The organism is Streptomyces sp. NPDC050422 (assembly GCF_044458665.1).
GTDB lineage: Bacteria > Actinomycetota > Actinomycetes > Streptomycetales > Streptomycetaceae > Streptomyces.
The window spans coordinates 226,407-237,209 of the sequence record NZ_JBITIE010000015.1; the positions used below are offsets into that span (position 1 = coordinate 226,407).

Below are 10,803 nucleotides of genomic sequence, written 5' to 3' on the forward strand. Positions count from 1 at the left end.
TTCGTCTCCTTCGATCCTGCAGACCGGGCCGCTGGTTGGTGCGATATGTGGCCTGCTATGCCATTCTGCTCTTATCTACCGCTTATGTGTAGATTCAAGGCAGACGAAAATCCGCAGGATCCGCACCGGTCCGCCGGCGGTCCAGCCGCCCGGCCAGCGCGACCAGGTCCTGGGTGTGCAGCACACGGTCGCCGTACCCCGGGAGTGGGACGTGCAGGGGGCCGGTCCAGCGTGACGGGATCGCCCCGAAGCCGTACACCGCCCCCGCCAGTGCCCCGGTCACCGCGGCCACGGTGTCGGTGTCGCCGCCCACATCGATCGCCGATGCCAGCGCGTCCTCGTACGAACGCGTCGTACGCAACGCCCACAGTGCGGTGCCCAGGCAGGGCCACACCGCGCCGTTGAACTCCGTCGCGTGGTCCGGGTGCCAGGCAGGTGCGAGGACGCCGGCCCAGCGCTCGCGGTGAGCAGGGTGGACGGCGGCGAGTGTGTCCGGGACTGCGGGGAGCGGGTCGGCCCCGGTCAGCGCCACCCGGATCAGCTCGTGCAGTACGGCGGTGCCCTCCCAGGCCGCCCGGTCGCCGTGTGTGAGTCCGGCGATCCGCCGGGCCGCGTCCATGGTGGCGGACCGCGCGTCCGCCTCGGGCCGTCCCGCTCCTGCGAAGTACACGGCGGAACCGGCGGCGCGCATCAGTGAACCGTTGCCCGCCGCCCGGCCGTTGACCTGGAAGTGCAGCGCCGCCGCGGTGTCCCACGGGTCGCCGCCGGTCAGTACGGCCTCCGTCTGGAGCCCGATGTCCTTCGGCTCGCCGGCCGCCCACCGCCGGAAGCGGTCGAACAGGTCGCGCAGGTCGAGGCCGCCGCGCTCCAGCAGGGACTCCGCGACGAGCACCGCCATCTGCGTGTCGTCCGTCGCCTCGCCCGGGTCCCAGCCACCACCGCCGCACATCGTGCCGACGCCGTCCGGGAAGCGGGTCGTGTAGACGCCCTCCGGACCGAACTCGAACGGTGCGCCCAGGGCGTCGCCCACCGCCGATCCGACCACCGCGCCCGCCGCCCGGTCCTGTCTGCTCACGGAGTTCACCGGATCAGCGTACGGGCGAGGTGCGCGGCGGGCGGGCGCGGGAGGCCGCTACTTCGCCGGCATCAGCACCGTGTCGACGATGTAGACCGTCGCGTTGGCTGTCTGGACGTTGCCGCAGACGACCTTCGAGGAGTCGTTCACCGTGTATGCCATGTCCGAACCGGACGTCGTCAGCTCGCTCTTCTCCAGGGTGTCGAAGGACCCCTTCTCCAGCTGCTTCGGCGTCAGCTTCTGGCCCACCACGTGGTAGGTGAGGACCTTGGTGAGCGCGGCCTTGTCGGCGAGGAGCTTGTCCAGGTCGGCCTTCGGGACCTTGGCGAAGGCGTCGTTGGTCGGGGCGAACACCGTGATGTTCTGCGCGTTGTTCAGGGTGTCGACCAGGCCGGCCTTCTTGACCGCGGTGACGAGCGTGGAGAGTGCCGGGTTGTTCGATGCGGCCGTCGCGACCGGGTCCTTCGCCATGCCGTCGAACGAGCCCGCGCCGTCCTTCGGCACCGTCGAACAGGCCGGACCGAAGGGCTCGTTCATGGGTGTCGTGTCGCCGGCGGGTGCGGAGGCCTTGTCCGACGATTTCGCCGAACTCGCGGAGGAGCCGGACGCGCTGTTGTCGGAGTCGCTGGAGCAGGCCGTCAGGGCCAGTGGCAGGACGACCGCGGCGGAGAGTGCGACGGCGGCGCGACGGGCGTGGATGACCTTCATGATGTTCTCCTGGTGTGGATGAGTGACCGAATGGTGACGTTCGGTAGTTGGTGCAGGGTGTGTGGGTGGGCCGGTACGTGCAGAACGCGCGTGGGTGTCCGCTCAGGACACGTCGACCGCCACGGAGTGCCAGCCCGTCGCACCGTTGGGGACGGTGCCGACGCGCCGGCCGGTCTGGGTGGCGCCGGTGCGGTCCGTCGCGCGGACCTCGAGGGTGTGGTTGCCGGAGGTGGCCGGCCATTCCCACACCCACTGGCGCCAGGTGTCGCGGCTGTCCTCGGCAGCCAGCCGCGCGGTGTTCCACGGGCCGCCGTCCACCCGGACCTCGACCCGCTGGATGCCGCGGTGCTGGGCCCAGGCGACCCCGGCGACCGGGATCGTGCCGGCCTTCGGGGAGGCGAAGGGGCGAGGGGTGTCGATCCGGGACTCGGTCTTGACGGGCGCCTGCCGGGACCAGGTTCGCTTGACCCAGTAGGCGTCGTAGTCGTCGAACGTGGTGAGCTCGATGTCCTTGATCCATTTGCAGGCCGACACGTATCCGTACAGGCCGGGAACGACCATGCGGACCGGGAAGCCGTGCGCGAAGGGCAGCGGTTCACCGTTCATGCCGAGGGCGAGCAGCGCGTCGCGGCCGTCCATGACGTCCTCGACCGGGGTGCCGATCGTCATGCCGTCCACCGAACGCGCCACGATCTGGTCGGCGGGTCCGCCCCGGGACGGAGGCTTCACCCCGGCCTCCCGCAGCAGATCGGCCAGTCGCACGCCGATCCACCGGGCGTTGCCGGCATACGGTCCGCCGACCTCGTTGGAGACGCAGGTCAGGGTGATGTCGCGCTCGATGATCTCCCGGCGCAGCAGGTCCTGGAAGCTGAGCGTCAGAGGCCGCCGCACACCCTTGCCGTGGATCCTCAGCCGCCAGTCGCCGGCATCGAGGCGGGGTACGACCAACGCCGTGTCCACCCGGTAGAAGCTCTTGTTCGGGGTGACGAACGGACTCAGGCCGCGGATGCGCAGATCCGCGCCCGCGGGTACGGCCGGCGCCGCCGAATCGGGTACCGGCAGGACCAGGTCGCGCCGTGAGGCGTCCGCCCCGGCCTGCACGGCGGAGGTGAGCCGCCGGCCCAGAAGGCCGGCGCCGGCGGAGGCCGCCGCCGCGGCGCTCGCCGCGATGACGAAACGCCGCCGGTCGAAGGTGCCGTGGTCCGGCTCCCCGCCCCTCCCCCCAGCCGCGGGAGAGGTGGCGGAGACCGGTGCCAGCCGTCCGGCCAGGAGATACAGCACTCCTGCGGCCACCACGGCACCCACCACCGAGGGCAGGGCGTCGGGCACGCGGCCCTCGGGCCGCCCGACCGCCGCGACTGCCCCGACCACCCCGAAGACCAGTACGGCCGCCGAACCGACCAGCCGGTGCCGCAGCGCCAGTACCCCGACCGCCATGGCGAAGACCGCGAGGAGGGCCAGGATGCCGAGTTGCAGCACCAGCTTGTCGTTCGTGCCGAAGTTCCGTACGGCGAAGTCCTTGAGCGCCGGGGGAGTGCGGTCGATCACCGCACCGCCCACCGCCGCGACCGGACCCGCCTCGGGACGGACGACCGCCGCGACGAGCTCGGCGACGGCCAGGGCGCAGAACCCGGCGATCACACCGCTGAGCGCGGCGCAGGCCGCACGTGCCCAGCGGGACCGCCGGGACTCGTGGGCCCCGTTCCGCGTGTCGTTCTGATCTTCACTCACAACTGGCATTCGTTCCCCGAAGTCCGGCGGATTGGTCAGTCGCCCGAACGAAATCGGTTGGTCACCCGAACGAATGAGAGCCGATCCGGGCCAATCCGCGGCGCGACCGGTAACGAACCACAGCCGAAAGGCATCGCCGCTCCGCCGTGACGGAACGGGGGAGTGACCGGTGCAGGGAACCGGAGGAGGGCGTGATGACAGCCAGGCGGCGACGCACAGCCGTCGTGGGGAGAGGGGTCGCGGGACTCACCGCCGCTCACATCCTGCGGAAGGCCCACGACGTGACACTGCTCGAGGCGGACGACCGGGTGGGCGGCCACGCCCACACACACGAGCTGGCCGCGTCGGACGGCCGGGTCCACCGCGTGGACTCCGGCTTCATCGTGCACAACCGGCGCACCTATCCGCATCTGCTGCGGCTCTTCGCGGAACTCGCCGTCCCGACGCAGGAGTCGGAGATGAGCATGTCCGTACGGTGCGAGGGATGCGGCCTGGAGTACGCGGGCGCCCGCGGCCCGGCGGGGCTCCTTGCCCGGCCGGCTGCGGCCCGAGACCCCGCCCATCTGCGGATGCTGGCCGCCGTACCCCGCTTCCACCGGGCCGCCCGACGTCTGCTGGCGGACGGCGGGCCGGACGCGGACACGATGACGCTCGGCGACTTCGCGGCCCGCGGCAGGTTCTCCCCGTACTTCACCGCCCACTTCCTGACCCCCGTGGTCTCCGCGGTCTGGTCCTGCGGCCCGTTGACCGCGATGCGCTACCCCGCCCGCCACCTCTTCCGCTTCCTCGACCACCACGGGATGCTCACCGTCGGCCGCTCCCCGGTGTGGCGGACCGTCACCGGCGGATCGGCCGCCTATGTCGACCGGGTCACCAAGCAACTCGGTGCCGTCCGCACCTCGACCCCGGTCCGCGCCGTGCGCCGGCACGCGGACGGTGTCGACATCATCACCGCCGACGACACCACGGAGCCGTTCGACTCCGTGGTCATCGCCACCCACCCCGACCAGGCGCTGCGCGTCCTCGCCGACCCGACCGGCGAGGAGACCCGCACCCTGGGCGCCTTCAGCCACTCCCGCAACCCCACCCTGCTGCACACCGACACCCGGCTGCTGCCCAGGGCTCGACGCGCCCGCGCCTCCTGGAACTACCTGATGCCGTCCTGCTCCGCCGACGCCGCCCACGTCACCGTCAGTTACGACATGAACCGGCTTCAACGCCTCGACGCCCCCGAGACCTTCGTCGTCACGCTGAACGGGGCCGACCGCGTCGCCCCCGGCCTGGTCCGCGCCCGCATGGTCTACGAGCACCCCGTCTTCACCCCCGAGTCCGTGGCCGCACAGAGCAGGCTGCCCGCCCTGTCCGGCCCCGTCATCGCCTACGCCGGGGCGTACGACGGCCGGCCACGCCTGGAGTCCTGCTCCGGCTCGCCGTACGTCACCCCTGGTCCACGGCCGTCGTCTCGGCCGCCATCCGGCTGCACGGCATCCGCCTCCTGCTGCGTGGACTGCCCGTACAGCCCCGTCCCCACCACCCCGCCCAGGAAGGAATGCAGTGAGCGTGTCCACGTCCCACTCCCCGTCCCCCTCCTCCTCCTCCTCCTCCTCCTCCTCGCCTCCCGGGTACGCCGTCGCGGGCGCGGACCCCGGCCGCTGGCCCGATGTCGTGCGAGCCCCGCACGCCTCCCGGCTGCGGACCGGCGTCGCCGAACGGCTCGTCCGCCACGCGCTGGCCCGCCTGCCGCTCCGGGTCCGGCTGGCCGGACGCGAGGACCTCGGCCTGGGCGGCCCCTTGATGGACGTACGGGATCCCGCCACGTTCTTCCGCAGAATCGGGGCCGACGGCCTGATCGGCTTCGGAGAGTCGTACATGGCGGGGGAGTGGGACTCACCCGACCCGGTCGGGGTCCTGACCGTCCTCGCCGGTCACGTCACCACCCTTATCCCGCAGTCCCTGCAGCGGCTGCGCGGACTCTGGGCACCCCGGCGCCCCGCCGGACAGCTGGGCACGCACGAGGGCGCACGCGACAACGTCAGCCACCACTACGACCTGTCCAACGAGCTGTTCGCGCTCTTCCTCGACGAAACGCTCAGCTACTCCTCCGCCCTCTTCCGCGGCTTTCCCGCGGAACCCGCCCTGCTGCCGGCCGCCCAGCACCGCAAGATCGACCGGCTGCTCGACCTCGCCGCCGTCGGCCCCGGCACCGAACTCCTGGAGATCGGCACGGGCTGGGGCGAACTCGCGATCCGCGCCGCCGCCCGGGGTGCCCGCGTCGTCTCCGTCATGCTCTCGCGGGAGCAGCGGGATCTGGCCCGCCGCCGGATCAGGGACGCCGGATTCGAGGACTGCGTCGACGTCCGGCTCTGCGACTACCGGGACGTCGAAGGGGTGTACGACGAGGACCTGGTCGAGGTCCGCTGCTGCGACTACCGCGACATCGACCGCGCACCCGGCCACGAGGGCGGCTACGACGCGGTGTCCACCATCGAGATGGGCGAGCACGTCGGCGACGCGCAGTATCCGGCCTTCGCCGGGACCCTGCACGGCATGGTGCGGCCGCGCGGCCGGGTGCTCGTCCAGCAGATGTCGCGGGGGCGGGACGCCCCGGGCGGCGGGGCGCGTTCATCGAGTCGTACATCGCGCCCGACATGCACATGCGTCCCCTCGGCGAGACCGTGGGGCTGCTGGAGGGTGCGGGACTCGAAGTGCGTGACGTGGAGGGACTGCGCGAGCACTACGTCCTGACCGTCGACGTGTGGCGCCGCACCCTGGAGGAGCGCCGTGCGGAGTTCGCCGAGCTCGTCGGGGAGGAGACCGTGCGGGTGTGGCGCCTCTATCTGGCGGGCGGCGCCCTCGCCTTCGAGGAACGGCGCATGGGCGTGGACCAGATCCTCTCCGTACGGCCGGACGCGACGGGGTCGGCCGGTATGCCGGCCACCAGGGCCGGCTGGCACACGGGCGTCGCGGAGGTTCCTGCCGCCCGTGACGGGGAGACGGCTGGAGCCACCGGATGAGCGGCTTCTCCTGGGCGGCGTTCGCACAGGGCCTGGCGCCCTGTGCCGGCGTGGCCCTGGCCGTCATGCTCGCCACCCTCGCCGTCGGCCTGTACAACGGGGTGCACCGGGTCGTCGACGTCGCCTGGGGGATCGGGTTCACCGCCGTCGCCCTCGTCTCGTACGTCCTGTCGGCGGGTGAGGGCGACGCCGCCCGCCGCCTGCTGGTCGCGGTGCTCACGGCGGTCTGGGGGCTGCGCCTGGCCCGGCACATCGCCCGCCGGGGCCGGGGCCACGGGGAGGACCCGCGGTACGAGTCGGTGCTTGCCAAGGCGCCGGGCAACCCGGATCTGTACGCCCTGCGGAAGGTCTACCTGCTCCAGGGCGCCCTGGTCTGGCTGGTCTCACTCCCGGTGCAGGCCGCCGGGTACCTCACGGATCCGGTCGGGGGATGGGCCTGGGCGGGGGCCGCGCTGTGGGCCGTCGGCCTGCTGTTCGAGGGCGTGGGCGACCACCAGCTGGCCCGGTTCAAGGCCGATCCGGCCAACCGGGGAAAGATCATGGACCGAGGACTGTGGGCCTGGACCCGGCACCCCAACTACTTCGGTGACTTCTGCGTGTGGTGGGGCCTGTTCCTGATCGTGTGCCAGGCACCCGGGCCGGCCGCCGCCACGCTGGTCTCGCCCGTCCTGATGAGCGTTCTGCTCATCGGCGGCAGCGGAAAGGCGCTCCTGGAACGGAACATGGCGAAGCGGCCCGGGTTCGCCGCGTACCGGGCCAGGACCAGCGGCTTCCTCCCGCGCCCGCCGCGCCGCTGAGCAGCGCGGGGCCGGCCTCGCCCTCGGAGGCCGGCCCCGTTCATGCCGGCAGGTTCATCAGGGCCATCGGCGCCGATGTCGGCTGCGCCGAGCCGCCCGCGGGTTCGACGGTGACGCCCATGCCCGTGGCCCCGTCCACCGGTCCGTCGAGCAGGGTCGCGTACGTCGTCGAGGAGTCGCCCGACGCCCGCATCAGGCCCGCGGAGCGCATCGTGCCGCCGTCGTCGAACCACAGCTGGTACGCCTTGCCGCTGGGTGCCGCGGCCAGCCCCGAGGCCAGGAACACGGCGCGGTCCTGGCTCCTTGAGACCACCACGGTGCCCGTCGCGCCGTCCTTCAGCGCGTCGGACCGCGACTGTGCGTCGGGCGCGGCGAGGACCCGGGTGAGCTGTTCGCTCTCCTGCTGCGCGGCGCGCGCCTGATGGCGTGCGTCCTGCGCCTCCTGGTGCTGATGGACGGCGACGCCGCCGAGGCCGGCCGCCGCGGCGAGGCTCGCGGCGAGCGCGAACGCCGGCCACCGCCGGGTCCGGGCCGCGCCGTTGTGGCCGGGGGCCCCGCTGCGGGCGCGGCGGCCGCCGGGCGGCGGCTCCTGGCGTACGGTCGCGACCTCCCGCAGCACCCGCTCGCGCAGCTCCCGCGGCGGTGCGGCGGATACGGCGAGCCCGAGCCGGGCCGCGGTCTCCGAGAGCTCGTGCACCTCCACGGAGCAGGCCTCGCAGTCGCTCAGGTGCCTCTCGAACTCCCGGCGTTCGGACTCCGGAAGCGCGTGCAGGGCGTACGCCCCCGTCAGCGTGTGCAGGCCGGCGTCGCTCATGCGCTCACCCCGAGGCAGTCGCGCAGCCGGATCAGTCCGTCGCGCAGTCGAGTCTTGATGGTTCCGAGCGGTACGGCAAGCAGTTCCGCCACCTCTCGGTAGGTCAGCCCGCGGTAGTACGCCAGGGTGACGGACTCGCGTTGCAGCTCGGAGAGCGTCCGCATGCAGCGGCGCACCTGCTCCCGCTCCAGCCGGGTCTCGACCTGCTCGGTGACGTCGTCGAAGGCGGGGGTGCGTTCGAGCAGCGCGGCCTTGTGCTCCCGGGCCGTCGTGGCCTCCACCGAGCGCACCCGGTCCACCGCCCGGTGATGGGCCAGCGTCAGCACCCAGTTCATGGCGCTCCCACGGGCGGCCTGGAAGCGCGGCGCCGTACGCCACACCTCGACCAGGACCTCCTGCGCGACCTCCTCCGACTGGGCCGGGTCGCGCAGCACGCTGCGCACCAGTCCGAGCACGGGCCCGCACACCGCCTCGTACACCTGGGAGAAGGCGTCCTGATCGCCCCGGGCGACCCTCCCCAGGAGTTCCTGGAGATCAGGCCCCGCCGAGGCCGGTCCGCTGATGTGCACGGCTTCTTTCACGCGGACGTCCTCCCAGGGTGCTCATCGGTCTCCGGGAGTGATTCGGAGCCGGAGGCAGCGCGGATTGGTCAGAGGGCGAGATCCTGCCACGTTCTTCCCGATTCGCGATACATCGCGGTTGACGCGTCCGGCCGCTCGCGATATGTTCGGCAACGAGTATTCGACGACGAATTGAGGGGTGGCGAGGGTGGTGGCCAAGCGGCGCAAGCTCGGCAATCCGCTGGCGCTCACGGTGATGGTGCTGCTCGCGGAGCGGTCCATGCATCCGTACGAGATCGCTCAGACCCTCCGCCGACGGGGCAAAGAGCACAGCGTCAAGATCAACTTCGGCTCGCTCTACACCGTGGTCCAGAACCTGGAGAAGCACGGCTATGTGGAGGTCACGGGTGTGCAGCGGCAGGGCAACCGCCCGGAGCGCACGTTGTACGGCATCACCGAGGCCGGACGCGCCGAGATGCTGGACTGGCTGTCCGACCTGATCGCGGTGCCGGCCGACGAGTTCCCCGTCTTCGACACCGCCCTGTCGCTCCTTCCGGTGCTGCCGCCGGACGAGGTGGCGGAGCTTCTGCTGGACCGGGAGCAGGCCCAGAGCGTCCGGGCCGCGGCGCTCCGGGGGGTGCTCGCCCAGCTGGGCGACCTGCTGCCCCGGGTCTTCGTCGTGGAGAGCGAGTACCAGCTCCACATGATCGAGGCGCAGTTGGAGTGGATCAGGGGTTTCCGCAGGGAACTCGCCGAATCCACCCTCAGCGGCATCGAGGGATGGAAGGCGTTCCACGAGACCGGTGAGGTGCCCCAGGACTGGCAGGACCTGGACGAACAGGACATCGTCCTCGACCCCGAACACACGGTGTGACGGGAGGGACGGACCAAGAAGAAAAGACCCCGGCGGGAGCTGTTGGAGCAGCGCCCGCCAGGGTCTCGAACCCCGGACCGGACAAGCCGTGAGGCACGCCAGGCGATCGAGGTGCGGCAAACCCAGGATAGCCCGGCACTTCTCACGCGGACCGGCTCGGCCCATCGGGCACCCAGGTGCCCCGCCGACCACAGGAGAGCTCCGTCATGAGCACCCGTGCGCCCGCCGTTCAGGCGCGGCAGCTGATCAAGACCTATCCAGGTGACGTCACCGCACTCGGCGGGATGGACCTCACCGTCGCCCCCGGCACCGTCTTCGGGCTCCTCGGGCCCAACGGTGCCGGGAAGTCCACCACCGTCAAGATCCTCACGACCCTCGCCCGCCCGGACTCCGGCACCGCGTCCGTCGCCGGACACGACGTGCTGCGCCACCCCGACCGGGTCCGCCGGACCATCGGCGTGGTCGCCCAGAAGTCCGGCGCGGACCCCGTCGCCACCGGCCGGGAGAACCTGGTGCTCCAGGGCCGGCTGTACGGAATGCGCGGCGCCGCCGTTCAGCGCCGGGCCGATGAGCTGCTGGACCGCTTCGACCTCGCGGACGCCGGGAAGCGGCAGGTCAAGGGGTACTCCGGCGGGATGCAGCGCCGGCTCGACGTGGCGCTCGGCCTGGTCCACCGCCCCGAGGTGCTCTTCCTCGACGAACCGACCACGGGCCTCGACCCGGAGGCCCGCACGGCGATGTGGGAGGAGATCTCCCGGCTGGCCGGCGAGGAGGGCCTGACCATCGTGCTGACCACGCACTACCTGGAGGAAGCCGACCGGCTCGCCGAACGCATCGCGATCGTCGACCGCGGCCGCGTCGTCGTCGAGGGCACCCCCGACGACCTCAAGGGCGAACTGAGGGGCGACGCCGTCCACATGGAGCTGCGCGCCGACGGCGACCGCGAGACGGCCACCGCCGCACTCGCCGGACTGCCCGGTGTGCACGAGGTGCTGGTCGACGGCCGCCGGGTCAGCGTCCGTGCCGAGGACGGGGCTGCCGCGGTCCCGGTGCTGCTCGCGGCCCTGGAGCGGGCCGGGGGGGGGGGGGGGGGGGGCCCCCCCCCCCCCCCCCCCCCCCCCCCCCCCCCCCCCCCCCCCCGCCCCCCCGGCCCCCCCCCCCCCCCCCCCCCCCCCCCCCCCCCCACCCCCCCCCCGCCCCCCCCCGCCCCCCGCCCCCCCCCCCCCCCCC

At 72.6% G+C, this 10,803-nt stretch carries 8 protein-coding genes and 3 pseudogenes; 6 read left to right on the forward strand and 5 right to left on the reverse strand.

Annotation, left to right across the window (positions count from 1 at the left end; genetic code table 11):
- Positions 1 to 94 precede the first annotated feature (94 nt).
- The 3 genes from ACIBJG_RS24740 to ACIBJG_RS24750 all read right to left on the reverse strand — a co-directional run bounded on the left by ACIBJG_RS24740 (position 95) and on the right by ACIBJG_RS24750 (position 3,523).
- Positions 95 to 1,075, reverse strand: a complete 981-nt coding sequence (locus ACIBJG_RS24740) for an ADP-ribosylglycohydrolase family protein (protein WP_399310459.1) — start codon at positions 1,073 to 1,075, stop codon at positions 95 to 97.
- Positions 1,076 to 1,132: 57 nt separating this feature from the next.
- Positions 1,133 to 1,783 carry a fasciclin domain-containing protein gene (locus ACIBJG_RS24745; RefSeq protein ID WP_399310460.1) on the reverse strand — a complete coding sequence of 217 codons (651 nt, stop codon included), beginning with the start codon at positions 1,781 to 1,783 and terminating at the stop codon, positions 1,133 to 1,135.
- Between the two features lie 102 nt (positions 1,784 to 1,885).
- On the reverse strand, positions 1,886 to 3,523 hold the full coding sequence (locus ACIBJG_RS24750; RefSeq protein ID WP_399310462.1) for a molybdopterin-dependent oxidoreductase: 1,638 nt from the start codon (positions 3,521 to 3,523) through the stop codon (positions 1,886 to 1,888).
- A 185-nt stretch (positions 3,524 to 3,708) separates the two neighbouring features.
- Between ACIBJG_RS24750 and ACIBJG_RS24755 the strand changes: the two are divergent.
- From ACIBJG_RS24755 to ACIBJG_RS24770, 4 genes and pseudogenes are all read left to right on the forward strand, one after another.
- Positions 3,709 to 4,914: pseudogene (locus tag ACIBJG_RS24755) on the forward strand (NAD(P)/FAD-dependent oxidoreductase); the annotation flags it as partial.
- Positions 4,899 to 5,072 (forward strand): annotated as a pseudogene (locus ACIBJG_RS24760) (DUF1365 family protein); the annotation flags it as partial. The pseudogenes ACIBJG_RS24755 and ACIBJG_RS24760, both read left to right, overlap by 16 nt.
- Positions 5,073 to 5,179: 107 nt before the next feature.
- Positions 5,180 to 6,528 (forward strand): annotated as a pseudogene (locus ACIBJG_RS24765) (class I SAM-dependent methyltransferase).
- Positions 6,525 to 7,325: a DUF1295 domain-containing protein gene (locus ACIBJG_RS24770; RefSeq protein WP_399310464.1), complete on the forward strand. Its 801-nt coding sequence runs from the start codon at positions 6,525 to 6,527 to the stop codon at positions 7,323 to 7,325. The pseudogene ACIBJG_RS24765 and the gene ACIBJG_RS24770 overlap by 4 nt, the downstream one beginning before the upstream one ends.
- Before the next feature lie 40 nt (positions 7,326 to 7,365).
- On the opposite strand, the gene ACIBJG_RS24775 is transcribed toward ACIBJG_RS24770, so the two are convergent.
- Positions 7,366 to 8,139 carry an anti-sigma factor domain-containing protein gene (locus ACIBJG_RS24775; protein ID WP_399310466.1) on the reverse strand — a complete coding sequence of 258 codons (774 nt, stop codon included), beginning with the start codon at positions 8,137 to 8,139 and terminating at the stop codon, positions 7,366 to 7,368.
- Positions 8,136 to 8,720, reverse strand: coding sequence for a sigma-70 family RNA polymerase sigma factor (locus tag ACIBJG_RS24780; RefSeq protein WP_399310468.1), 585 nt, complete (start codon positions 8,718 to 8,720; stop codon positions 8,136 to 8,138). The genes ACIBJG_RS24775 and ACIBJG_RS24780 overlap by 4 nt, the downstream gene beginning before the upstream one ends.
- 190 nt (positions 8,721 to 8,910) lie before the next feature.
- Between ACIBJG_RS24780 and ACIBJG_RS24785 the strand changes: the two genes are divergently transcribed.
- Complete coding sequence (locus ACIBJG_RS24785) at positions 8,911 to 9,573, forward strand: helix-turn-helix transcriptional regulator (RefSeq protein WP_399310506.1); 663 nt, start codon at positions 8,911 to 8,913, stop codon at positions 9,571 to 9,573.
- Between the two features lie 206 nt (positions 9,574 to 9,779).
- A partial coding sequence (locus ACIBJG_RS24790; protein ID WP_399310470.1) for an ABC transporter ATP-binding protein occupies positions 9,780 to 10,803 on the forward strand: 1,024 nt, incomplete at its 3' end.